Source organism: Streptomyces sp. HP-A2021 (assembly GCF_022807935.1).
In the GTDB taxonomy this organism is placed as follows: Bacteria; Actinomycetota; Actinomycetes; order Streptomycetales; family Streptomycetaceae; genus Streptomyces; species Streptomyces afghaniensis.
In genome coordinates this window covers 3,061,918-3,085,690 of the sequence record NZ_CP094344.1, presented here as the reverse complement: position 1 = coordinate 3,085,690, position 23,773 = coordinate 3,061,918, and the positions used below count along the sequence as shown (strand labels likewise).

General features: G+C 71.5%; 24 protein-coding genes. 19 read left to right on the top strand and 5 right to left on the bottom strand.

Annotation, left to right across the window (positions count from 1 at the left end; all coding sequences use genetic code 11):
* Positions 1–68 precede the first annotated feature (68 nt).
* Complete coding sequence (locus MQE23_RS13870; protein ID WP_243379298.1) at positions 69–1,046, top strand: YafY family protein; 978 nt, start codon at positions 69–71, stop codon at positions 1,044–1,046.
* Between the two features lie 105 nt (positions 1,047–1,151).
* On the opposite strand, the gene MQE23_RS13865 is transcribed toward MQE23_RS13870, so the two are convergent.
* Entirely contained in the window at positions 1,152–1,790 is a 639-nt protein-coding gene (locus MQE23_RS13865; protein ID WP_020276694.1) for a TetR family transcriptional regulator, read from the bottom strand.
* 116 nt (positions 1,791–1,906) lie between these two features.
* Between MQE23_RS13865 and MQE23_RS13860 the strand changes: the two genes are divergently transcribed.
* The 3 genes from MQE23_RS13860 (at position 1,907) to MQE23_RS13850 (ending at position 3,713) form a co-directional block, all read left to right on the top strand.
* Entirely contained in the window at positions 1,907–2,074 is a 168-nt protein-coding gene (locus MQE23_RS13860; RefSeq protein WP_010041793.1) for a hypothetical protein, read from the top strand.
* 53 nt (positions 2,075–2,127) lie between these two features.
* Positions 2,128–2,394 carry a hypothetical protein gene (locus MQE23_RS13855; RefSeq protein ID WP_020276693.1) on the top strand — a complete coding sequence of 89 codons (267 nt, stop codon included), beginning with the start codon at positions 2,128–2,130 and terminating at the stop codon, positions 2,392–2,394.
* A gap of 149 nt (positions 2,395–2,543) precedes the next feature.
* Entirely contained in the window at positions 2,544–3,713 is a 1,170-nt protein-coding gene (locus MQE23_RS13850) for a cysteine desulfurase family protein (protein WP_020276692.1), read from the top strand.
* Between the two features lie 28 nt (positions 3,714–3,741).
* On the opposite strand, the gene MQE23_RS13845 is transcribed toward MQE23_RS13850, so the two are convergent.
* On the bottom strand, positions 3,742–4,407 hold the full coding sequence (locus MQE23_RS13845) for a peptidoglycan recognition family protein (RefSeq protein WP_020276691.1): 666 nt from the start codon (positions 4,405–4,407) through the stop codon (positions 3,742–3,744).
* Between the two features lie 60 nt (positions 4,408–4,467).
* Between MQE23_RS13845 and mnmA the strand changes: the two genes are divergently transcribed.
* A complete protein-coding gene (gene mnmA, locus MQE23_RS13840; protein ID WP_243379297.1) occupies positions 4,468–5,598 on the top strand; it encodes a tRNA 2-thiouridine(34) synthase MnmA in 1,131 nt (376 codons plus the stop codon).
* Positions 5,599–5,624: 26 nt separating this feature from the next.
* On the opposite strand, the gene MQE23_RS13835 is transcribed toward mnmA, so the two are convergent.
* Together MQE23_RS13835 and MQE23_RS13830 are read right to left on the bottom strand one after the other, a co-directional pair.
* Entirely contained in the window at positions 5,625–6,407 is a 783-nt protein-coding gene (locus MQE23_RS13835) for an alpha/beta hydrolase (RefSeq protein WP_020276689.1), read from the bottom strand.
* Between the two features lie 61 nt (positions 6,408–6,468).
* Entirely contained in the window at positions 6,469–6,792 is a 324-nt protein-coding gene (locus MQE23_RS13830) for a DUF427 domain-containing protein (RefSeq protein WP_020276688.1), read from the bottom strand.
* A gap of 81 nt (positions 6,793–6,873) precedes the next feature.
* Between MQE23_RS13830 and MQE23_RS13825 the strand changes: the two genes are divergently transcribed.
* From MQE23_RS13825 to gatB, 10 genes are all read left to right on the top strand, one after another.
* A complete protein-coding gene (locus MQE23_RS13825) occupies positions 6,874–7,677 on the top strand; it encodes a class I SAM-dependent methyltransferase (protein ID WP_020269532.1) in 804 nt (267 codons plus the stop codon).
* Positions 7,674–8,213: a TIGR00730 family Rossman fold protein gene (locus MQE23_RS13820; RefSeq protein WP_020269531.1), complete on the top strand. Its 540-nt coding sequence runs from the start codon at positions 7,674–7,676 to the stop codon at positions 8,211–8,213. The genes MQE23_RS13825 and MQE23_RS13820 overlap by 4 nt, the downstream gene beginning before the upstream one ends.
* A gap of 41 nt (positions 8,214–8,254) precedes the next feature.
* Positions 8,255–8,953 (top strand): SDR family oxidoreductase, encoded by a 699-nt coding sequence (locus tag MQE23_RS13815; protein WP_020269530.1) that lies wholly within the window; start codon positions 8,255–8,257, stop codon positions 8,951–8,953.
* A gap of 29 nt (positions 8,954–8,982) precedes the next feature.
* Positions 8,983–9,990 (top strand): methionine synthase, encoded by a 1,008-nt coding sequence (locus tag MQE23_RS13810; RefSeq protein ID WP_243379296.1) that lies wholly within the window; start codon positions 8,983–8,985, stop codon positions 9,988–9,990.
* A gap of 15 nt (positions 9,991–10,005) precedes the next feature.
* Positions 10,006–12,201 (top strand): NAD-dependent DNA ligase LigA, encoded by a 2,196-nt coding sequence (gene ligA, locus MQE23_RS13805; protein WP_243379295.1) that lies wholly within the window; start codon positions 10,006–10,008, stop codon positions 12,199–12,201.
* 257 nt (positions 12,202–12,458) lie between these two features.
* Positions 12,459–14,756, top strand: a complete 2,298-nt coding sequence (locus MQE23_RS13800) for a bifunctional diguanylate cyclase/phosphodiesterase (RefSeq protein ID WP_243379294.1) — start codon at positions 12,459–12,461, stop codon at positions 14,754–14,756.
* A 326-nt stretch (positions 14,757–15,082) separates the two neighbouring features.
* Entirely contained in the window at positions 15,083–15,379 is a 297-nt protein-coding gene (gene gatC / locus MQE23_RS13795; RefSeq protein WP_004925108.1) for an Asp-tRNA(Asn)/Glu-tRNA(Gln) amidotransferase subunit GatC, read from the top strand.
* A 6-nt stretch (positions 15,380–15,385) separates the two neighbouring features.
* Positions 15,386–16,885, top strand: coding sequence for an Asp-tRNA(Asn)/Glu-tRNA(Gln) amidotransferase subunit GatA (gene gatA, locus MQE23_RS13790; protein ID WP_243379293.1), 1,500 nt, complete (start codon positions 15,386–15,388; stop codon positions 16,883–16,885).
* Positions 16,882–17,121 carry a hypothetical protein gene (locus tag MQE23_RS13785; RefSeq protein WP_020269524.1) on the top strand — a complete coding sequence of 80 codons (240 nt, stop codon included), beginning with the start codon at positions 16,882–16,884 and terminating at the stop codon, positions 17,119–17,121. Before gatA ends, MQE23_RS13785 begins: the two co-directional genes overlap by 4 nt.
* 15 nt (positions 17,122–17,136) lie before the next feature.
* The gene (gatB, locus tag MQE23_RS13780) at positions 17,137–18,651 is read left to right on the top strand and encodes an Asp-tRNA(Asn)/Glu-tRNA(Gln) amidotransferase subunit GatB (protein WP_020269523.1); all 1,515 of its coding nucleotides are present in this window, start codon (positions 17,137–17,139) and stop codon (positions 18,649–18,651) included.
* A gap of 66 nt (positions 18,652–18,717) precedes the next feature.
* Here gatB and MQE23_RS13775 read toward each other — a convergent pair whose 3' ends face one another.
* Positions 18,718–19,527, bottom strand: a complete 810-nt coding sequence (locus MQE23_RS13775) for a methyltransferase domain-containing protein (protein WP_020269522.1) — start codon at positions 19,525–19,527, stop codon at positions 18,718–18,720.
* A gap of 190 nt (positions 19,528–19,717) precedes the next feature.
* Between MQE23_RS13775 and MQE23_RS13770 the strand changes: the two genes are divergently transcribed.
* From MQE23_RS13770 to MQE23_RS13755, 4 genes are all read left to right on the top strand, one after another.
* The gene (locus MQE23_RS13770; protein WP_020269521.1) at positions 19,718–20,146 is read left to right on the top strand and encodes a hypothetical protein; all 429 of its coding nucleotides are present in this window, start codon (positions 19,718–19,720) and stop codon (positions 20,144–20,146) included.
* A gap of 157 nt (positions 20,147–20,303) precedes the next feature.
* Complete coding sequence (locus MQE23_RS13765; protein WP_243379292.1) at positions 20,304–22,550, top strand: MMPL family transporter; 2,247 nt, start codon at positions 20,304–20,306, stop codon at positions 22,548–22,550.
* Entirely contained in the window at positions 22,528–23,103 is a 576-nt protein-coding gene (locus MQE23_RS13760; protein ID WP_020269518.1) for a GNAT family protein, read from the top strand. Before MQE23_RS13765 ends, MQE23_RS13760 begins: the two co-directional genes overlap by 23 nt.
* Before the next feature lie 35 nt (positions 23,104–23,138).
* Positions 23,139–23,669 carry a hypothetical protein gene (locus MQE23_RS13755; protein ID WP_037666718.1) on the top strand — a complete coding sequence of 177 codons (531 nt, stop codon included), beginning with the start codon at positions 23,139–23,141 and terminating at the stop codon, positions 23,667–23,669.
* Positions 23,670–23,773 lie beyond the last annotated feature (104 nt).

Below are 23,773 nucleotides of genomic sequence, written 5' to 3'. Positions count from 1 at the left end.
ATGGCCGGAAAACCTGACAGCCGCCGTCAACATTTGCCCGGGCCCTCGCCCGCCACGATGCTGATGCCGTGAAGTCCGACCGCCTGCTGTCGATCCTGCTGCTCCTCCAGACCCGCGGCCGGGTCCCCGCCCGCGAACTCGCCGAACGGCTGGAGGTGTCGGTCCGCACGGTCTACCGCGACGTCGAGTCCCTGTCGGCCGCCGGCGTCCCGGTCTACGCCGAACGCGGACGGCACGGCGGCATCGAACTGCTCGCCGGATTCCGTACGGACGTCACGGGCCTGACCGCCGACGAGTCGCGCGCGCTGTTCGTCCTGGCCGCGCAGGGCGCGCACGCCGCGCTCGGTCTGGACGCGGCGTTCGGCTCGGCGCTGCGCAAGGTGATGGCCGCGCTGCCGGCTCCGCACCGCCCGGCCGCCGAGACGGCCTCCCGCCGCATCCTCGTCGACGCCACCCGCTGGCGCGGCGGACCGCAGCCGGCCGTCGACCTGGAGGTGCTGCGGGACGCGGTCTTCGCCGACCGCCGGCTGCGGCTGCGCTACCGGCACAGCGGAGAGCGCCAGGTGCGGACGTACACGGTCGACCCGTACGGTCTCGTCGCCAAGGCCGGCGTCTGGTACCTGGTAGCCGACCGGCGGGCCGAACCCCGGCTCTTCCGGGCGGACCGGGTGCGCTCCGCCCGACTCCTCGACGAGCCCGTACGGCGGCGCCCGGGCGTCGAACTCGCCGACGCCTGGGAGGGCCTGCGCCGCCAGGTGGAGGAGCGGCCCAGCGGACTGGACGTCACCGTCCGGGTGCGGCGCGACCGGCTCGACATGTTCCTGCGGCTGACGGCCTTCCTCCCGTCGGAATTCCTCGACGACGACGGGGAGAGCGAGTGGGCGACCGTGCGGCTGACGTACGGACTGCTCCCGGAGACCCGCCAACTGCTCGTGTTCGGCGACCAGGTTGAGGTCCTCTCGCCCCCTCGGGTGCGCGAGGAACTGGCCCGGGCTGCCGCCTCCGTCACGGAGCTGTACCAGCGCTCCGGCGAGGCCCCGGGGTGAAACGCCTGGTCGGCGGGGTGTCTTGAGGTGCGCTGTGCGGCGGGGCGGGGGCAGCGGGGACGGACAGCCGTCCCTGCCGTCGTCCCGCCGCGCCCTCTCCTGCGGTCAGTCCAGCCAGTGGAGCCGGCCCAGGCCGATCAGCCGCATCTGCCGGGTCGCCACCTGCGCGACGTGCCGGGTCCGCTCCTCGCGCTCCTGCTCCGGTCCCTCCAGCGCCTCCAGGAACAGCGACGCGGTGATCAGCATCTGGTCGACGTAGAGGTGCGCGAGCATCAGCAGGTCGTCCTCGCTCCAGCCCGCGGACACCGGGTCCTTGGCCAGTTCGTCCTTGACCTCCTGGGCGAACCGGGCGAGCTGGTCCCGTATGGCCTCCCGGACCGGCTGGACTCCGCCATGTCGTTCACGGGCGATGAACCGGACATGTGCGGGGTACCCGTCGACGTGACGGGCGATCAGCTCGATGGTGCGCGTGATGCGTTCCTCGCTGTCGCCCGTCGTGGACACCGTCGTCCGGATCATCGGGTGCAGGCTGCCCAGCGCCTCCTCGACCAGGGCCACGCCCAGATCCGCCGTGGAGCGGAAGTGGCGGTAGAAGGCCGTCGGGGCGACACCGACGGCGCGGGTGACCTCGCGCAGCCCCAGGCTGCTCAGACTCTGCTCCTCCAGCAGCCCGAGAGCCGCGTCCAGGAGCGCCTGCCGGGTCTTCTGCTTCTGGGCCTGCCGGATGCCGAGGGTGTGACTCATACCATGCAGTTAACAACTGTTCTCTGTAATTGGAAAGTCATGAGACGGGCTAGACTGGGAAGTCAGTGAACAACTGTAACCACAACCGTTCACCGAAACCCTGGGGGTTGTTTCCCGTGCTGTTCATCGTCGCCGCACTCCTGCTGCTGGGCTTCGTCCTGGGCACCGTGGCCCACGCGCCGCTCACGTTCTCCGTCGCCACGGGCGTCGTCATCGCCGTCTGGCTCGGCATCTTCGCGCTCCGCGAGCGCCACGGCCGCCGGCGCCACACCCAGGCCCACTGACGCCGCACACACTCACCGACCATCCACCGACCCGACACCGGGAGTCGATCACCATGCAGCTCACCGCTCCGGCCACGCGCCGCACCGGCATCCGCGACACCGACGGCATGGCCGTCGCGTCCTTCATCCTGGGCCTGCTCGGCCTCCTCGTCCTGAACGTCTTCCTCGGCCCGATCGCCATCGTGCTGGCGAGCGTCGCCCTGTGGCGCGGTACCCAGCGCCGCGGCCGCGCGTTGCTGGGTCTGGGTCTCGGCGTCGCCGACCTGCTGGTCCTGGCCGCGTTCGTGCAGGCCGACAGCACGATCTCGTGGAGCTTCTGAGCCGCCGTCGGACCGTCCCTCACCGACGAGCCGCGGCCGGCCCGGGGACGACGGGCCGCAGCCGCGCGGGAAAGCGGTTCACTTCCCTTCAGGTTCGGCCAACCTTGATCTGAGGACCGCCGGAGGGGAGCCGTAGAATCGGGCTCACCATGGCTTACCTCGACCACGCCGCGACCACCCCGATGCTCCCGGAGGCGGCAGAGGCGCTCACCGCCCACCTGGGTGCCACCGGCAACGCGTCCTCCCTCCACGCATCCGGCCGGCAGGCCCGCCGCACCGTCGAGGAGGCCCGCGAGACCCTCGCCGAAGCCCTCGGCGCCCGCCCCAGCGAGGTCGTCTTCACCTCGGGCGGCACGGAGGCCGACAACCTCGCCGTCAAGGGCCTTTACTGGTCACGCCGTGACGCCGACCCGGCCCGCACCCGCGTCCTCGCCAGCCCCGTCGAGCACCACGCGGTCCTCGACGCCGTGCACTGGCTCGGCGAACACGAGGGCGCCACCATCGAGTACCTGCCGGTCGACATCCACGGCCGCGTCCACCCGGACGCCCTGCGCGAGGCGATCGCCCGCAACCCCGACGACGTGGCCCTCGCCACCGTCATGTGGGCCAACAACGAGATCGGGACGATCCTGCCGATCCGCGAACTCGCCGACGCCGCCGCCGAGTTCGGTGTCCCACTGCACTCGGACGCCGTCCAGGCCTTCGGTCAGACCCCCGTGGACTTCGCCGCCTCCGGCCTCGCCGCGATGACGGTTTCCGGTCACAAGATCGGCGGGCCGTACGGCATCGGCGCGCTCATCCTCGGCCGTGAACACACCCCCGTACCCGTCCTGCACGGCGGCGGCCAGGAACGCCACGTCCGCTCCGGCACCCTCGACGTGCCCGCCATCGCCTCCTTCGCCGTCGCCGGGCGGCTGGCCGCCGAGCAGCGCGAGTGGTTCGCCCGCGAGATCGGCGCCCTGCGCGACGCCCTCGTCGCCGCCGTCCGTGAGGCCGTGCCGGACGCGATCCTCGGCGGCGACCCGGACCCGGAGGGGCGCCTCCCGGCCAACGCGCACTTCACGTTCCCCGGCTGCGAGGGCGACTCCCTGCTGCTCCTGCTCGACGCCCAGGGCATCGAGTGCTCCACCGGCTCGGCCTGCACCGCCGGCGTCGCCCAGCCCAGCCACGTCCTCCTCGCCACCGGCACCGACCCGGACCTGGCCCGCGGCACCCTCCGCTTCTCCCTCGGCCACACCTCCACGGAGGCCGACGTGGAGGCCCTGGCGAAGGCCATCGGCCCGGCGGTGGAACGGGCGCGGGCGGCGGGGCTGACGTAGTCTCCGCCGTCTCCGCCTGCTCGGCCGGTCAGGCCGGTGACGTACGCGCCTCACGCACCAGCCGCATGTACCTGTCCCAGTCCCAGTGCCGCCCCGGGTCCGTGTGGTCCGTGCCCGGGACCTCCACGTGGCCGATGATGTGCTCGCGGTCGACGGGTATGTCGTAGCGCGCGCAGATCCGGGCCGTGAGGCGGGCCGAGGCCTCGTACATCTCGTCCGTGAAGTCCTGCGGCCGGTCCACGAAACCCGCGTGCTCGATGCCGACACTGCGCTCGTTGTAGTCGCGGTTGCCCGCGTGGTACGCCACGTCCAGCTCGCGGATCATCTGGGCGATGTGCCCGTCCTTGCGGACGATGTAGTGCGAGGCCGCCTTGTGCGCCGGGTCCTGGAACGCCTTCACCGCGCTGTCGAAGCTGCCCTGGGTGACATGGATGACCACCATGTCTATCCCGTAGTCGTCGGGCCGGTCCGCACGGCGCCAGTTCGCGTCCGACGCGGCCACCCAGCGCGCGCCCGCGTAGTCGACCTCGCCCTCCTTGCGCGGCTTCTCCACGCCCGGCACGCGCCACCACAGCCGGCCCAGCTCGTCCCGGGCCAGCACCGCGGAACCCGCGGCGGCCGCCACCCCGCCGACGATCAGGGCCCGCCGCCCGATGCGCCGGTCCGTGTCCTTGGATGCTCGTCTCGCCCCCATGTGATCGCCAACGGATACCCGGCGGCCCTGGTTCCCGCGCCCCCTTACCCTGGAAGCGTTATGACTCACACCCCGCAGCGCTCCCGTCCCCTCCGCGTCCTGGCCGCCATGTCCGGCGGAGTCGATTCCGCCGTCGCCGCCGCCCGCGCGGCCGAGGCGGGCCACGACGTGACCGGCGTCCACCTCGCGCTCTCCGCCAACCCCCAGTCCTTCCGCACGGGCGCGCGGGGCTGCTGCACCATCGAGGACTCGCGCGACGCCCGCCGCGCCGCGGACGTCATCGGCATCCCCTTCTACGTGTGGGACCTCGCCGACCGCTTCCGTGAGGACGTCGTCGAGGACTTCGTCGCCGAGTACGAGGCCGGCCGCACCCCCAACCCCTGCCTGCGCTGCAACGAGAAGATCAAGTTCGCGGCGCTGCTGGACAAGGCGCTCGCGCTGGGCTTCGACGCGGTCTGCACGGGCCACTACGCCAAGGTGATCGTCCACGAGGACGGCACCCGCGAGCTGCACCGCGCCTCCGACATGGCCAAGGACCAGAGTTACGTCCTCGGCGTCCTGGACGACAAGCAGCTCGCCCACGCGATGTTCCCGCTCGGCGACACGGTCACCACCAAGGACGAGATCCGCGCCGAGGCCGAGCGCAGGGGCCTGGCGGTGGCCAAGAAGCCCGACTCGCACGACATCTGCTTCATCGCCGACGGCGACACCCAGGGCTTCCTCGCGAACCGGCTCGGCCGCTCCGAGGGCGACATCGTCGACGAGTCCGGCAACCGGCTCGGCACGCACGAGGGCGCGTACGGCTTCACCATCGGCCAGCGCAAGGGCCTGCGCATCGGCACCCCGGCCCCCGACGGCAAGCCGCGCTACGTCCTCGACATCTCCCCGGTCACCAACACGGTCACGGTCGGCCCGGCCGACGCGCTGGACGTCAGCGCCCTGACCGCGATCAAGCCGCGCTGGTGCGGCGTCGCCCCCACCGGCCCGGGCACCTACACGGCCCAGCTCCGCGCCCACGGCGGCGAGACCGAGGTCACCGCCGAGCTGGTCGACGGCCGGCTGGAGGTGTCCTTCGCCGAGCCGGTCCGCGGCGTCGCCCCCGGCCAGGCGATCGTCCTGTACGACGGCACACGCGTGGTGGGCTCGGCGACGATCGCGTCGACCAGGCGAGCGACGGCGGGCGTGGCCTGACCTGGGCGGACAGGCCGCCGTCCCTCTCACCCCCGCGAGAAGAACTCCACCAGCACCGGCGCCATCACATTCGGCTCCACCATGTGCGTCTGGCCCTGGAGCGTGCGGTACGACCCGTCGGGGACGGAGTCCGCGATCGCCCGGGCCGCCTCGCGCAGCCAGCCGGGGCTCGCGTCGCCCGCGATCGCCAGGACGGGGACGCCGACCGACGCCAGCCGGTCCCGGGGGACCCGCCCGTCGCGCATGACGGCGTCGTCGTAGGCGAGGCTCGGGGCGATCGACTCCATGCCGGCCCACATGGGGGACTGCCGGGCGCCCTGGATCACCCCCTCGGCCAGGCCGGTCAGCCGCAGGAACAGCTCGACCGCGTCCCCGCGCCGCCCCTCACCGAGCGCCTGAGTCAGCCGCCGGGTGTACTCCGCGCGCTCCTCGGCACCCTCCTCCGACATCGCGAACGGCGTCTCGTACACCGCGACCCGCCGCACCGGCAGTCCGCTCGCCGCCGCCTCCAGCACCAGCGCCCCGCCCGACGAGATGCCGTACAGGAACGCCTCGCCGCCCACCGCCTCGATCACCGCCGCCAGGTCCTCGACCTCGCGTTCCACTGCGTACGGCGCCGTGTCCCCGCTGGCACCGCGGCCCCGGCGGTCGTACACGACGGCCTGGAAACGCTCCGAGAGCGACACGGCGAGCGGCGCCAGGGTGCCGCCCGTCGACATCGCACCGCTCACCAGGACGACGGCGGGTCCCCGGCCGGTGCTCTCGTAGGCGATGCGGGTGCCGTCGCGCGAAAGGATCCTCTTGTCCATGTCAGTGCAGACTGCCGCACGGCACGGTGTTCATGGGTGAGGCGGGCCGTGCGTCAGCCGATCACAACACTTCCACTTCGTAGAAGCACAGGTGGTCCTTGATCTCCGCGACGTCCGGCTTGGGCTCCGGGTACGCCCAGACGAGGTCCGCGGCGTCCGGCAGGGACCAGTAGGACGCGGTGCCCTTGAACGGGCAGTACGTGCGCGTGCCGGACGGGGTCAGCAGGTCGAGGCGGACGTCCTCGGCCGGGATGTAGTAGCGGTCGGGACAGCCCGTCTCGCGCAGGACCAGGGGCCGGTCGCTCTCGGCCAGGACCTGCCCGGCGTGCGCCACCCGCACGGGCCGGTCACTCTTCTCGACGGTGATGCGATGCCCGGTGGTCACGATCGCGCTCCTTGGGTAGCCGACTCCCCGGATACAGCGCACGCTGAAGCGGAGTTCTTCCCTCGCCGCAGGAGGCCACCCATGCGAGCCACGGAACGGGCCCGAAACCGCAGCGCCCTGGTCCACCAGATCCGGTACGCCCTGCGCCACCCCGAGCGCGTGCCCGCGCACGCCCGGCGCGCGGTGCGGGACGCCTGGCTGCGGCTGCGCTACCGCGACCACATCGCGTACTACCGCGCCGTCATGGCCTCCGACGCGGCGCGCAGCGCGGAAGCGGCGGTGGGGCACAACCCCTCGCGCGAGGCGTGGACGCGGATCGGGCGCATGCAGTTCGACTACCTCGTGGGACACGGCCTCCAGCCGCACCACCGCATGCTGGAGATCGGCTGCGGCAACCTGCGCGCCGGGCGCCTCTTCATCGACTACCTCGACACCGCGCACTACTACGGCATCGACATCTCGCCGCACATCCTGCTCGCCGCCCAGGACACCCTCGTGGCCGAGGGCCTCCAGTCCAAACTGCCCTACCTGGCGCTCGCCGACGACCTCACCTTCGCCTTCCTGCCCGACGCGCACTTCGACGTCGTCCACGCGCACAGCGTCTTCTCGCACTCCCCGCTGCACGTCATCGAGGAGTGCTTCGCCCACGTCGGCCGGATCCTCGCGCCCGGCGGGTTCTTCGACTTCACGTTCGACCGCACCGAGGGCGAGGAGCACCAGGTGCTGCACGAGGACTTCTACTACCGGACGGCGACGCTGACGGCACTCGCCGCCAAGTACGGCCTGAACGCCCGGTTCATGGACGACTGGGAACAACTCCCGCACCGGCAGTCCAAAATGCGGATCACCGCGACGGCGGACCGGGCCCGTACGGTGGGCTCATGAACATCTGTGTCTTCCTCTCCGCCGCCGACCTCGACGAGCGCTACACCACTCCCGCGCGGGAGTTCGCCAAACTGCTGGGCAAGGGCGGCCACACCCTCGTGTGGGGCGGCTCCGACGTCGGCCTCATGAAGGTGGTCGCCGACGGGGTGCAGGAGGCGGGCGGCCGGCTCGTCGGGGTCTCCGTGCAGTTCCTCTCCGCCAAGGCCCGCCCCGGCGTCGACGAGATGGTCGTCGCCCGTGACCTCGCCGAGCGCAAGAAGCTGCTTCTGGAGAAGGCCGACGCCGTGGTGATCATGGTCGGCGGCACCGGCACGCTCGACGAGGCGACGGAGATCCTGGAACTGAAGAAGCACGGCCACACGGACAAGCCCGTGGTCCTGCTCAACACCGCGGGCTTCTACGACGGCCTGAAGGAGCAGTTCCGCCGCATGGAGGACGAGGGCTTCCTGCCCCGCCCGCTCACCGACCTGGTGTTCTTCGCGGAGGAGCCGGTGGGCGCGCTGGCGTACCTGGAGGAGAGCCGGGGCGTGGCGTGAACCTGGGCCTGCGCCCTGTGTGACCGCCGCGTGATGCGAGCATGGCGGGCATGGCTACTCATGTGATCACCGGAGCCGGTTCCGGCATCGGCGCGGCCGTGGCCCGCCGTCTGCACGCGCGCGGGGACGACCTCGTGCTGCACGCGCGCGACGCGGGCCGCGCGAAGGAGCTGGCGGCCGAGTTCCCCGGGGCGAGGACCCTGGTCGGCGACCTCGCCGACCCCGACAGGCTCTCCTGGGCCTTCTCCCACCAGTCGCTGCCCGACCGCGTGGACTCGCTGCTGCACATCGCGGGGGTCGTCGACCTCGGCCCGGTCGGCGAGCTCACCCCGAAGACCTGGCGCCACCAGCTCAACGTCAACCTCGTCGCCCCGGCCGAGCTGACCCGCCACTTCCTGCCCCAGCTGCGCGCCGCCCGCGGCCACGTGGTCTTCGTCAACTCCGGGGCCGGGCTCAACGCCCACGCCGGCTGGTCCGCGTACGCCGCCTCCAAGCACGGTCTGAAGGCCCTCGCCGACTCCCTCCGTCACGAGGAGCACGGCAATGGCGTCCGCGTCACCTCCGTCTATCCCGGCCGCACGGCCAGCCCCATGCAGGCCAAGGTCCACCAGCAGGAGGGCAAGGAGTACGACGCGTCGAAGTGGATCGACCCCGAGTCGGTCGCGACGACGATCCTCATGGCCCTGGACCTGCCGAGGGACGCCGAGGTCAACGACCTGACGGTCCGACCGGGGAACTGACCGGCCGGGCCGCTGCGTAGGCTGCTGCGGTGAGCGAAAACAGCCAGTTCAGGTTCGGTGCCGCCACCGGTGTCGGCTCCATGCCCGGGGGCGACGCCCGGGAAGCCGTCAAAACGGTCACCGGAACCTTCGAGGACTTCCCCTTCCTGCCCGAACTGCCCGCCCGCGGACCCGGCGCGGACATGATCGGGCGGACCGCCGGCCTGCTCGTCGAGCTGTACGCGCGCGTGGAGCCCAGCGGCTGGCGGCTCGGCGACCGCCCGGGGCGGGACACCAAACGGGCCCGCTCCTGGCTCGGCGAGGACCTCGACGCGCTGGAGGAATTCACGCAGGGGTACGCGGGGCCGCTGAAGGTGCAGGTCGTGGGGCCCTGGACCCTCGCCGCCAACCTGGAGCTGCGCAACGGCGAAGCCGCCCTCTCCGACCCCGGCGCCTGCCGCGACCTCGCCGCCTCCCTCGCCGAAGGCCTCCGGCAGCACCTCGCCGAGGTGCAGCGGCGGATCCCCGGCGCGCAGCTCGTCCTCCAGCTCGACGAGCCGTCCCTCACCGCCGTCCTGCGCGGCCAGGTGAAGACCGCCAGCGGCTACCGCACCCACCGGGCCGCCGACCGGCAGATCGTCGAGCAGACGCTGCGCGACCTGGTCGGGATGCACACGGACGGGCCGGTCGTCGTCCACTCCTGTGCCCCCGACGTCCCGTTCGCCCTGCTTCGCCGGGCGGGTGCCGCGGCCGTCTCCTTCGACTTCTCCCTGCTCACCGAGCGTGACGACGAGGCGATCGGGGAGGCGGTGGAGGGCGGTACCCGGCTCTTCACCGGTGTCGTCCCGTCCGCGGAGGGCCCATTGTCAGACCCTGCCGGTAGCGTCATGGGTGTCAGGACGCTGTGGCGCAGGCTGGGGCTGTCACCGGGGCTTCTCGCGGAGGCGGTCACGGTCACTCCGGCGTGCGGACTCGCGGGGGCCTCCCCGGGGTACGCGCGCACGGCTCTCGCGCACTGCGCCCGGGCGGCGAGATCCCTCGCGGACAACCCAGAGTAACGGGAGGACGACACGGTGGCCGGCGACAAGCAAGCGGAGACGACGACGGTGCCCGCCGAGGCACGGGAGAAGCACGCGCGCCTCGCGGAGCAGATCGAGGAGCACCGCTTCCGCTACTACGTGAAGGACGCTCCCGTCGTCAGCGACGCGGAGTTCGACCAGCTGCTGCGTTCCCTGGAGGCGCTGGAGGAGGAGTTCCCGGAGCTGCGCACCCCGGACTCGCCGACGCAGAAGGTCGCCGGCGCGTACGAGACGGAGTTCACGGCGGTCGAGCACCGCCAGCGCATGCTCTCCCTCGACAACACGTTCAACGACGAGGAGATGGCCGCCTGGACGGAGCGCATCGCCAGGGAACTGGGCGAGCAGGACTACCACTTCCTGTGCGAGCTGAAGGTCGACGGCCTCGCCGTGAACCTCACCTACGAGCACGGCCGTCTCACCCGTGCGGCGACCCGCGGCGACGGTCGCACAGGCGAGGACATCACGCCGAACGTCCGGACGATCGCGGAGATCCCCGAGCGCCTCAAGGGCGACTCCGTCCCCGACCTCGTGGAGATCCGCGGCGAGGTCTACTTCCCGATGGAGAAGTTCCAGGAGCTCAACGCCCGTCTGGTCGAGGCCGGTGACAAGCCGTTCGCCAACCCGCGCAACGCGGCGGCCGGTTCCCTGCGCCAGAAGGACCCGCGCGTCACCGCCACCCGCCCGCTGCACATGGTGGTCCACGGCATCGGCGCCCTGGAGGGCTTCACCGGCCTGACCCGCCTCTCCCAGGCCTACGACCTGCTCAAGACCTGGGGCCTGCCCACTTCCCGGCACAACAAGGTGGTCGACGGCCTCGACGGCGTACGGGAGTTCATCGCGTACTTCGGCGAGAACCGCCACTCCGTGGAGCACGAGATCGACGGCGTGGTCGTCAAGCTCGACGAGATCCCGCTCCAGGGCCGCCTCGGCTCGACCTCGCGCGCCCCGCGCTGGGCGATCGCGTACAAGTACGCGCCGGAGGAGGTCAACACCAAGCTCGTCAACATCCGCGTGGGCGTGGGCCGCACGGGCCGGGTCACGCCGTACGCCCAGGTCGAGCCGGTCACGGTCGCGGGCTCCGAGGTCGAGTTCGCCACGCTGCACAACCAGGACGTGGTCAAGGCCAAGGGCGTCCTCATCGGTGACACGGTGGTGCTGCGCAAGGCCGGTGACGTCATCCCGGAGATCCTCGGCCCGGTCGCCGACCTGCGCGACGGCAGCGAGCGCGAGTTCGTCATGCCGAGCGAGTGCCCCGAGTGCGGTACGGCCCTGCGGCCGATGAAGGAGGGCGACGTCGACCTGCGCTGCCCGAACGCCCGCACCTGCCCGGCCCAGTTGCGCGAGCGCCTGTTCTACCTCGCGGGCCGCAAGGCGCTGGACATCGAGCACTTCGGCTACGTCGCCGCCGCCGCCCTCACCAAGCCGCTGGAGCCCGAGGACCCGCCGCTGGTGGACGAGGGCGACCTGTTCGACCTCACCGTCGACCGGCTGCTGCCCATCAAGGCGTACGTCCTCGACTCGGACAGCGGCCTGCCCAAGCGCGATCCGAAGACCGGCGAGGAGAAGGTCGCCACGATCTTCGCCAACCAGGAGGGCCAGCCCCGCAAGAACGCGCTCGCCATGCTGGAGAACATCGCGGCGGCCAAGCAGCGCCCGCTCGCCCGCATCATCACCAGCCTGTCGATCCGTCACGTGGGACCGGTCGCCGCCGAGGCGCTGGCCCGCGAGTTCCGCTCGATCGAGCGCATCGACAAGGCCACGGAGGAGGAGCTGGCGGTCACCGAGGGCGTCGGCCCGACCATCGCCGCCTCCCTCAAGCAGTGGTTCGCCGAGGACTGGCACCGCGAGATCATCCGAAAGTGGAAGGCCGCCGGCGTCCGCATGGAGGAGGAGAGCACCGGCGAGGACGAGGGACCGCGCCCGCTCGAAGGGCTCACGGTCGTCGTCACGGGCACCCTCGAACACTTCACGCGGGACGGCGCCAAGGAGGCGCTGCAGAGCCGCGGAGCGAAGGTGACCGGCTCGGTTTCGAAGAAGACTTCATTCGTCGTTGTGGGTGACAGTCCTGGATCGAAATACGACAAGGCGATGCAGTTGAAGGTCCCGGTCCTGAACGAGGAGGGTTTCGGGGTCCTGCTGGAACAAGGACCGGACGCGGCGGCCGAAGTCGCTCTTTCGGCCGAGGAGTAGCGGTTGAAGGCCACCCGTTCGGCGCATACCAGATGCATACGGGTGGCCGGGGCGCATTCAGGCAACCGTCGGCGACCGCTGCCCGTGGAAGCCTTCTGCGGCCTACTGTTGAGATGTGCGCCTGCCGTGCCCAGCTGCGGTCGGGGCATCTTCGTGCTCGCGGAGCACGAGGAAGTTTTTTCCAACGCGGGCCGCCCAAGGGTTGTCGGGCACCGGGCCGCGGGGCGTGGGCACCGCCGGCTGTGAGAGGGACGGGAATGGAACCGACCGAGAGCGCCGTGCCGGGCTCACGGCTGCGCCTGCGCCGCATGGCGGTCGTCTGGCGTGCAGTCCGTGGGACGGGCCGGCCGGCGGGGCGTCCGGGCGCGAAAGTGCGCGCCGTCGGACAGTACACCGCGGACGGGCGCACCCCCGGGGGGCGCGCCGCGGCGGACGGCCGCGGCGGCGCACAGCCGGTCACCGAGCACACATCCGGCCTGACCGGCGCGGACGCGGACCCCGAACGGCACCTGTCCTGGCCCGCGCTGCCCGCGGCCGTCGTCGCGGCGGCCGGGTTCGTCCTGGGCGCCGGCTTCTACCGCGCCTTCACCGGCGGCCACGCGCTCTTCCCGTCCGGCACGGCCGGCTGGGCGCTGGCCGTGCTGACCGGCATCATCGTCGGCCACCTCGTCATGCTGGGCCGCTCCCGCTGGTGGGGCGGCACCGGCTCGGGCGCCGCCCTCACGCTCGCCGTGCTGCTGCTGTACGGCTGGCTGCCGGCCGGCATGGTCAGCCTCACGGTCGTCGTGCTGGTCGGCATAGCCCGCCGCAACCGCTGGCGCCAGGGCATCCTGCACGGGGCGGTCGACCTCCTCGGCATCGGCGCCGGCGCACTGGTGCTGGGCGTCTTCGGGTCCGTACCGTCCGTCGAGTCCCCCTCGGATCCGGACAGCTGGACTCTCTACACGGCGCCCGAGGTCGTCCTGGTCGCCGTCTCCTACCTGGCGATCACCCGCGTCCTGCTCTGGTACCTGCACGCCCCGCGCCCCGGCCTGCCCACCGTCGCCCGCACGGCCCTGGTCAGACAGGGGCTGGTCGCCGTCGCGCTGCTGGGGATCGCGCCGCTGGTCTGCGTGGTGGCCATGGCCAAGCCGATCCTGCTGCCGCTGTTCTCCATCCCCCTCATCGCCCTGGACTCCACCCTCTGGATAGCCCGGGCCCGCGCCGAGGAGCAGCTGCGCGACCCGCTGACCGGGCTGCCCAACCGTCAGTGGCTGCTGGAGCGCATCTGGACCGCACTCGACGACGCCGAGCGGATCGACGCGCGCGCCGCCCTCATGCTGATCGACCTCGACCGTTTCCGGTCCGTCAACGACACGCTCGGTCATCTGGCCGGTGACCGGCTGCTCCTCCAGATCGCCGACCGGCTGCGGGTGGCGCTGCCGCGCGGGGCGGAGGCCGCGCGGCTCGGCGGGGACGAGTTCGCCGTCTTACTGCCGGTCGCCGACTCCACGACGTCCGCGACCCGGGTCGCCCGCAACCTGGTCGCCGCGCTCAGCTCACCCCTCGACCTCGACGGCCTCACCCTCGTCCTGGAGGCCAGCGCCGGGGTCGCCGTCTTCCCCGACCACGCGCTGGACGCCGAGGGGCTGCTGCGACGGGCGGACGTGGCGATGTACCAGGCGAAGCGGGACCGTACGGGCGTGGAGGTCTACGAGTCCAAGCGCGACTCGAACACCCCGGACCGGCTCGGTCTGCTGGGAGACCTCCGCAGGGCGCTGGACGCCCACGAGGTCGAGCTGCACTACCAGCCCAAGGTCCGCTTCGACGGACAGGTCGCGGGTCTGGAGGCCCTGGTCCGCTGGGTGCACCCCGAGCGGGGCAAGGTCCCGCCGGACGAGTTCATAGCGATCGCCGAGTCCTCGGGCCTGATGCCCCACCTCACCGAGTACGTCCTGGAGACCGCGCTCGGCCAGGTCGCGCGGTGGCGGGCCCAGGGACTGTTCGTCCCGGTCGCGGTCAACGTCTCTCCGCGTGACGTGCACACCCCCGGCTTCGCCGGCTCGGTCGCCGCCCGGCTGGCCCGGCACGGCGTCCCGGCGGGAGCGCTCCAACTGGAGATAACGGAACACGTCCTCCTGGAGGACCCGCAGCGCGCCGCCGACACCCTCAACGGGCTGACCGGCCACGGCGTGAAGATGTCCCTGGACGACTTCGGCACGGGCTACTCCTCGCTGGTGCACCTGCGCAAGCTCCCGGTCAGCGAGCTGAAGATCGACCGCTCGTTCGTCGCCCGGCTCGCCGTCGACACCGAGGACGCGGAGATCGTGCGCTGCACGGTCGACCTCGCGCACTCCCTCGGCCTGCTCGTCGTCGCCGAGGGCGTCGAGGACGACGAGACCTGGGAGCGCCTGCGCGACCTCGGCTGCGACGCCGTCCAGGGCTGGCTGGTCGCCGCCGCGATGCCCCCCGAGGAGACCACGGCCTGGCTCCGCGCCCGCGGCTCCCGCGGCTGGCAGCGCCCCCGGGCCGCCCTCCCGGCGGCCACGGCGGACGACTCGGGCCGCATCGCCTGAGGCCCCGGCCCGGACCGGTTCGGTCGCCGGTCCTGGGAGACTCCGGACGGGCCCGGCTGCCGGGGCCGGGCAAACCGTTTCACGGTCACGCCTGCCCGCCCCATAGGATTAGGGCCTGGCGCCACATTCCCGCCTGCCGTGCGACGCCTGGCACGCACGCTCGCCGTGTTGCCGAATCGCCCACGTGGCTGTGCCACGAGGACGCTCCGGCGCCTTGCGATCGCACGCGCGAGACGCCGCACGGCCCGCCCTCCGGGCGGACGACGGGAATGTGACGCCAGGCCCTAGGCCCGAACCACACGACACTCACCCCAGAGGATCGCTGCATGCCTGGCATCACGCGCGAGGAGGTCGCCCACCTCGCCCGGCTGGCGCGTCTGGAGCTGAAGCCCGAAGAGCTCGACCACTTCGCGGGACAGCTGGACGACATCATCGGCGCGGTGGCCCGCGTCAGCGAGGTCGCCGACCAAGACGTACCGCCGACCTCGCACCCGCTCCCGCTGACGAACGTCATGCGCCCGGACGAGGTCCGTCCCTCGCTCACCCCCGAGCAGGCGCTCTCCGGAGCCCCGGCCCAGGAGCAGCAGCGTTTCAAGGTGCCGCAGATCCTGGGGGAGGAGTAACCCGCCATGACGGACAGCCCCATCATCAAGCTCACGGCCGCCGAGACCGCCGCCAAGATCGCCTCCGGCGAGCTCACGGCCGTCGAGGTCACCGAGGCCCACCTCGCCCGGATCGAGGCCGTCGACGAGAAGGTGCACGCCTTCCTGCACGTCGACCGCGAGGGCGCGCTCGCCCAGGCCCGTGCCGTCGACGAGAAGCGTGCCAAGGGGGAGAAGCTCGGTCCGCTGGCCGGCGTTCCCCTGGCGCTCAAGGACATCTTCACCACCGAGGGGATCCCGACCACCGTCGGTTCGAAGATCCTCGAAGGCTGGATCCCGCCGTACGACGCGACCGTCACGAAGCGGCTCAAGGCCGCCGACGTGGTCATCCTCGGCAAGACCAACATGGACGAGTTCGCCATGGGCTCCTCCACCGAGAACAGCGCCTACGGGCCGACCGGCAACCCGTGGGACCTGACCAAGATCCCCGGCGGCTCCGGCGGCGGTTCGTCCGCAGCGCTCGCCTCCTTCCAGGCCCCGCTCGCCATCGGCACCGACACCGGCGGCTCCATCCGCCAGCCCGCCGCCGTCACCGGCACGGTCGGCGTGAAGCCGACGTACGGCGGCGTGTCGCGGTACGGCATGGTCGCCTTCTCCTCCTCCCTCGACCAGGGCGGCCCCTGCGCCCGCACGGTCCTGGACGCGGCCCTGCTGCACGAGGTGATCGCCGGCCACGACCCGCTGGACTCCACCTCGATCGACGCCCCGGTCCCGCCGGTCGTCGAGGCCGCCCGCAACGGCAGCGTGGAGGGCATGCGCGTCGGCGTCGTCAAGCAGTTCCGCGGCGAGGGCTACCAGGCCGGTGTCATCCAGCGGTTCGACGAGTCGGTCGCGCTGCTGAAGGACCTGGGCGCCGAGATCGTCGAGCTGGACTGCCCGTCCTTCGACCTGGCGCTGTCGGCGTACTACCTGATCGCGCCGTCCGAGTGCTCCTCCAACCTCGCCCGCTTCGACGGCCTGCGCTACGGCCTGCGCACCGGCGACGACGGCACGCACTCCGCCGAGGAGGTCACCTCCCTGACCCGCGAGGCCGGCTTCGGCCCCGAGGTCAAGCGCCGCATCATGCTCGGCACGTACGCGCTGAGCTCCGGCTACTACGACGCGTACTACGGCAGCGCCCAGAAGGTCCGCACGCTCATCAAGCAGGACTTCGACAAGGCGTTCGAGCAGGTCGACGTGATCGTCTCCCCGACGACCCCGACCACCGCCTTCGCGATCGGCGAGCGCGCCGACGACCCGATGGCGATGTACCTCGCCGACCTGTGCACCATCCCGACCAACCTGGCGGGCAACGCGGCCATGTCGCTGCCGTGCGGTCTCGCCCCGGAGGACAACCTCCCGGTCGGACTGCAGATCATCGCCCCGGTCATGAAGGACGACCGTCTTTACAAGGTCGGCGCCGCCGTCGAGGCCGCCTTCGTGGAAAAGTGGGGCCACCCGCTGATCGAGGAGGCTCCGTCGCTGTGAGTGCACTGACCAAGGCCAAGGGCTTCAAGAAGTCCAGGTCCGGCACGTACCTGTCCATGGCCGGGACCGCGTTCGGCGCGATCGGCGTCGCCAAGCGGCTGAAGAAGGCCCGCGCCGACAAGGACACCCTGGTCCTGATCGACGCCACCGTGTCCGCCGTCGCCATCGTCACCGGCCTCGCGATCCTGTACCGCGAGCTGAAGCGGCTGGGCGACGACGACGTCCTGCTGGGCTGAGAGGGAAGTTTCACCGTGACCACCACGACCGACCTGGTGTCGTACGAGGAAGCACTCGCGTCGTACGACCCCGTCATGGGCCTCGAGGTCCATGTCGAACTCGGCACCAAGACCAAGATGTTCTGCGGTTGCTCGACCGCCCTCGGCCAGGACGCCAACGCGCAGACCTGCCCCGTGTGCCTCGGCCTGCCCGGCGCGCTCCCGGTCGTCAACGCGACCGGCGTCGAGTCCGCGATCAAGATCGGCCTCGCGCTGAACTGCGAGATCGCCGAGTGGTGCCGCTTCGCCCGGAAGAACTACTTCTATCCGGACATGCCGAAGAACTTCCAGACCTCCCAGTACGACGAGCCGATCGCCTTCAACGGCTACCTCGACGTGCAGCTGGAGGACGGCGAGACCTTCCGCGTGGAGATCGAGCGCGCCCACATGGAGGAGGACACCGGCAAGTCCACGCACGTGGGCGGTGCGACGGGCCGTATCCACGGCGCCTCGCACTCGCTCCTGGACTACAACCGCGCCGGCATCCCGCTCATCGAGATCGTCACCAAGCCGATCGAGGGAGCGGGCGAGCGCGCTCCCGAGGTGGCGAAGGCCTACGTCCGTGAGCTGCGCGAGGTCATCAAGGCGCTCGGCGTCTCCGAGGCCCGTATGGAGATGGGCCAGATGCGCTGCGACGTGAACCTGTCGCTGCGCCCGAACGGCACCGAGAAGTTCGGCACGCGTTCGGAGACGAAGAACGTCAACTCGCTGCGGTCCGTGGAGCGCGCGGCCCGCTTCGAGATCCAGCGGCACGCGGCCGTGCTGAGCAGCGGCGGGACGATCATCCAGGAGACCCGGCACTTCCACGAGGACACGGGGTCGACGACCTCGGGCCGGGTGAAGGAGGAGGCCGAGGACTACCGGTACTTCCCGGAGCCCGACCTCGTCCCGGTGGCCCCGTCCCGCGAGTGGGTCGAGGAGCTGCGGGCCGCGCTGCCCGAGCTGCCGCTGGTCCGCCGCAACCGGCTTCGCGAGGAGTGGGGCGTCTCGGCCACCGACATGCAGGCGATCCTCAACGCCGGTGCGCTGGAGCCCATCGTCGCCACCATCGAGGCCGGGGCCGACGCCGCCTCCGCCCGCAAGTGGTGGATGGGCGAGCTGGCCCGCAGCGCCAACGAGTCGGGCAAGGCGCTCGACGAGCTGGCCATCACGCCGCAGCAGGTCGCCCGCGTCACCGAGCTGGTGGCGAAGGGTGACCTGAACGACAAGCTGGCCCGTCAGGTCATCGAAGGCGTCCTCGCGGGCGAAGGCACCCCGGACGAGGTCGTCGACAAGCGCGGTCTGAAGGTCGTCTCCGACGAGGGCGCGCTCACCGCCGCCGTCGACGAGGCCATCGCCGGCAACCCGGCCATCGCGGACAAGATCCGCGGCGGCAAGGTGGCCGCGGCCGGCGCGCTGGTCGGCGCGGTCATGAAGGCGACCCGGGGCCAGGCCGACGCGGCCCGCGTCAAGGAGCTGATCCTTCAGAAGCTGGGCGTCAGCGAGGGCTGAGCCCGGCGTTCTGCGCAGCCCTGGGCGGATGCATCGGGACCGATGCATCCGCCCAGGTGTGTCACATCAGAGGCGGCGTCCCACGACGCGTGCGAAACCGAGGACGTGCTCCACGTCGGCGTGCATCAGCTCCACCGACCAGCGAGCCATGTCCGCCATGAACTCGCTCGGGCTCTCTTCGGCGCACACCTCGCTCCACAGGAGCCAGTCGCGCCAGCCGTCCTCCAGCCACTCGGCCGTCTCGACCTCCACGGCCCCGGTGCGCGTCCACTGCCGCCGCCACCAGGCGGGGGTGTGGAAGGCCCAGAAACCCGGGTCTTTCTGCCAGTACTCCTTCAGGTGCGGCGGCGGCTCGTGGTCGTCGATCTCCTCCCGCAGCGCCGGTACGACGACGCCGATCCGCCCGCCGGGCTTCAGCAGCCGGGTCAGCTCGGGCAGATACAGGTCGTTGGTGCCGAAGTACTGGTACGCGTCGACAGAGACGATCGCGTCGAAGCTGCCCTCGCCGAACGGCAGGTCGTGCGCCTCGGCGAACACGGGCAGAACGCGATCGGCCACGCCCGCCTCGGCGATACGCGCCGCGTTCTCGTCGGGCTTGATCCACAAGTCGGCGGCGACTACCTGGACGTCGTACTCCTTCGCGAGGAATACGGACGTCATGGCGCGTCCGCAGCCCAGGTCGAGCACGCGCGCGCCGGGACGCAGCTGCTCCACGCCCAGCGCCGGGGCCAGCCACTCCAGCAGCCACAGCGCGTTCGGGCCCATCTGGTTCTCGATGGTCCAGCGGACGTCGTAGGCGTTGCTGCGGGGATAGCGGGGGTGGGTCAGACGGTCAGTGAGATGGTCGTTCGAGGTCCTGGAAGTGATGTCGGACATCGGTGAACGGGCTCCTTGAGTCCATGGAAGAGAACAGGGATGCGTCGGAGCTCGGTCGGACCGTCAAACAATGCACCTGCTTCGGCCGGGCGGCGAGGTGCCGCGGGCGTTCCTCGGACCCGCGGACGCTAACAGCCGGCCCGTCGGCCCCGCATCCGGTTTTCGCGCCGGACGCGCTACCGTCTCGGCCATGAGTGGACGCGCTGATTCCGACACCGATCCTGAGATAACGGACCCGGAGGCAGCCACCGCGCAGGACACCGAGCCCGATGCCGTGCCGGACGAGCCCGATGCCATGCCGGGCGAGCCGGATGACGAGCCGGCCGAGCCGGACGAGGAACTGGACGACGAGCCGGACGACGACGATCCGGCGGAGGGTGCGCGGCGGGCCCGCTGGACGGCGGCGGGTACGGGCGCCGCGCTGACCCTGGCAGGGCTGTCCGCGGCGCTGCTCCGCCTCACCCGCTCCGCACCGGCACTCGTCCCGGCGGCGTACGCCGGCGGCGCGGCCGTCTGCGCGGGCGCCGCCGTACTGGGCGCCCGCGGACGCACCCGGCGGGCTCTGTGGCTGCTGATCGCCGGCGTGATGGTGATGGCGCTGGGGGACCAGTTCGACTGATCCCGCCCGCTGTGAATAAGCCCACGAAACCGACAAATGATCTCGCACGCCTGTAAGAGTGATTCCGCATTGCTCATGCGTTCTTTGCGGGCTGTTCAGTTCATGGACGACTGTTCCCGGTCAAAGATCCAAAAAAAGTCACCTGGGAGCACGTTTCGTGGCAGCCCTCGCACGCTGGTGTGTCCAACGCCGTCTGGTCACCGTTCTGCTGTGGCTCCTCGCCTTCGCGGGGGTGGCCACGGGCGCCGCCGTCGCCGGCTCCGCGTACTCGAACGACTACCAGGTCCCCGGCACCGAGTCGGGCCGCGCCACCCAGCTGCTGCACGAGGGCTTCCCGCGGCTCGGCGGCGACAGCGACACCGTCGTCTGGCACACCACGTCCGGCAGCGTCCGCGCCGCCGACGTCGAGCAGACGATGACCCGCGCCCTGGAACGCGTCGAGAACCTGCCCGGCGTGGCCTCCGTGACCAGCCCCTACGACGGGCCGGGCGCGGGACGCGTCAGCGAGGACGGCCGTACGGCGTACGCCACGGTCACCTTCGACGACCAGGCGCAGGACGTCAGCCGGTCCGAGGCGCAGGCCGTCGTCGACACCGCGAAGAGCGCTCAGACCGACGGGCTCCAGGTGGAGCTGGGCGGCAGCGCCGTCGCGCTCACCGAGTCCTCCGGCGGGCACGTCGCCGAGGTCGTCGGGGTGGTCGTCGCCGCGGTCGTGCTGTTCCTCGCCTTCGGCTCGCTGGCCGCCTCACTGCTGCCCATCGCCACCGCCCTGGTCGGCGTCGGCACCGCCTACGCCGGGATCGTGCTGCTCGGGCACGTGATGACCGTCGCCGACTTCGCCCCCATGCTCGGCATGCTGATCGGGCTCGGCGTCGGCATCGACTACGCGCTGTTCATCGTGACGAGACACCGGCGCGGGCTGAAACGCGGGCTGTCCGTCACCGAGGCGGCCACCAACGCCGTAGCGACCACGGGACGGGCGGTCGTCTTCGCGGGTGCCACCGTTTGCATCGCCCTGCTGGGCATGCTGATCCTGCGGCTGAGCTTCCTCAACGGCGTCGCCATCGCCGCCAGCCTGACCGTGATCCTCACCGTCGCGGCCTCCGTGACGCTGCTGCCCGCCCTGCTGTCCCTCATCGGTATGCGGGCACTCAGCCGCCGCGAGCGCCGCCGCCTGGCGGAGCACGGGCCCGAACCCGAACTGCCCACCGGCTTCGCCGCCCGCTGGTCGGCGTTCGTCGAGCGCCACCCCAAGGTGCTCGGCGCGGTCGCCCTGGTGGTCATGGCCGTCCTCGCGCTGCCCACGTTCTCCCTGCACCTGGGCACCTCCGACCAGGGCAACGACCCGAAGACAGCCACCACCCGCAAGGCCTACGACCTCCTCGCCGACGGCTTCGGCCCCGGCGTCAACGGCCCGCTCACCCTCGTCACGAAGGTCGACGGAGCCGACGAGAAGCTCGCCCTGGACAACCTCGACGCCACGCTCCGGACCACCGAGGGCGTCGCCTCGGTGACGCCGGTGACCTTCGGCTCCGGCGGCGACACCGCGTACCTCACCGTCGTCCCCGAGTCCTCGCCGCAGTCGAAGCAGACCAGCGACCTCGTCGACCGGCTGCGCGAGGAGGTGCTGCCCCGGGCCGAGGCGGGTACCTCGCTCGACACGCAGGTCGGCGGCATGACGGCCGGCTACGACGACTTCGCCGACATCATCGTCGCCAAGCTGCCCGTCTTCGTCGGGGTCGTGATCGGCCTGGGCTGTCTGCTGCTCCTGCTCGCCTTCCGGTCGATCGGCATCCCGCTGAAGGCCGCCGCGATGAACGTCGCCGCCGTGGCCTCCGCCTTCGGAGTGGTCACCGCGATGTTCCAGTGGGGCTGGGGCAGCGAACTGCTCGGCCTCGGCAGCGCCGGGCCCATCGAGCCCTTCCTGCCCGTGATCATGGTGTCGGTGCTCTTCGGCCTGTCCATGGACTACCAGGTCTTCCTGGTGAGCCGGATGTACGAGGAGTGGCTGGAGACCGGCGACAACCGGCGGGCCGTCCGGGTCGGCCTCGCCGAGACCAGCCGGGTGATCAACTCGGCGGCGGTCATCATGATCTCCGTCTTCCTCGCCTTCGTGCTCAGCGGCGACCGCGTGATCGCCATGTTCGGCATCGCCCTGGCCGCCGCCGTCGCCCTGGACGCCTTCGTCCTGCGCACGCTCCTCGTCCCCGCCCTGATGCACCTGCTCGGCGGCGCCAACTGGTGGCTGCCCCGCTGGCTCGGCAAGCGCCTGCCGCGGATCAGCATCGAACCGCCCGAGTGCCGTGCCGCGCATGAGAGGCTGGCCGCCGCGACGGACGCCGAGGTGGCGGACGTCCTGGCGGAGGAGGAGCGGCAGCGGGATGTACGCGATATCCCTGGGTGACGACGGCGCCGAACTGCGCCCCCTGGAGCCCTGGCACGCGGAGGAGTTCTTCGCGCACCTGGAGCGGGGCAGGGACTTCATCGGGCGGTTCATCAACTTCGGGTCGCAGGAGACGGACGTGGAGTCCGCGCGGGCCATGCTCCAGCGGTACGCCGACATGCGCGCCGCCGACACCCGCTCGCTGCACGGACTGTGGCTGAACGGCAAGCTCGTGGGCGGAGTGCTGTTCCTGAACTTCGACGCCGCGAGCGGCAACTGCGAGGTCGGCTGCTGGCTGGAGCCCGCAGGGACCGGGCGCGGACTGGTCACGCGGGCGATGCGCGTCCTGATCGACTGGGCGGTCGAAGAGCGCGGCATTCACCGGATCGAGTGGGTCGCCGCCTCGGGCAATCAGCCGAGCCTGAACGTGGCCCGGCGCCTCGGCATGACCCGTGACGGTGTGCGACGCGAGGCGCACCCCTATGGTGGCGTACGGCACGATCTCGAAGTCTGGTCGGTGCTGGCACCCGAGTGGCGCGCCGCACGCGTGCGTGCCGCTCACGACGATCATTAAGAGACTTCTCAGACAGCGACCCTACGGTGCGACACATGGCAACGAACGCAGTGGACGAGACCGAGGCCACCGAGGCCACGACCGACGAGAAGGCGGTGGACACCACCAAGTCCGACGAGGTGACCCGGACCGAGGTCCCGGCCGAGGCCGCCGAGACCAAGGAGGAGGGTGCCTCCGGCGTCGGCCAGGGCGCTGCCGCCGTGGTCTCCGCCGCGCTGGGCGTCGTCTCGCTCACCGGCAGCTGGATCGGCACGGTGGCTGCCGCACGGCAGAACCTCGTCGGTCAGCTGGAGACCGCGCAGAACGCGGGTGTGGCCAAGCAGATCCAGGCGGTCTACGGCGACGCCTGGCAGACCACCGCCCTGTGGGGCGGCCTGTTCGCGGTGACGGCGCTGATCGCCGGCGTCTTCGTGCTGGCCCGGCCGGCCTTCGGCACCCCCGGCAGGATCCAGGCCCCCTGGATCAAGTCGGTCGCCTGGGCGGGTGTCGCGCTCGGCGTGATCGGCCTGTTCCTGGCCGTCCTCAAGTACACCGGCATCCTGCTCGGACTGCCGTCGGCGGCCTGAGTCACCGCAGGTCCTGAGGGGTCTTAGGGCATCCGTGAGCACCTTACGGAGGCCCTGAGGCCCCTCAACCGTGTCTAAGGCCCCGCCCGCCCCCGGAAGATGCG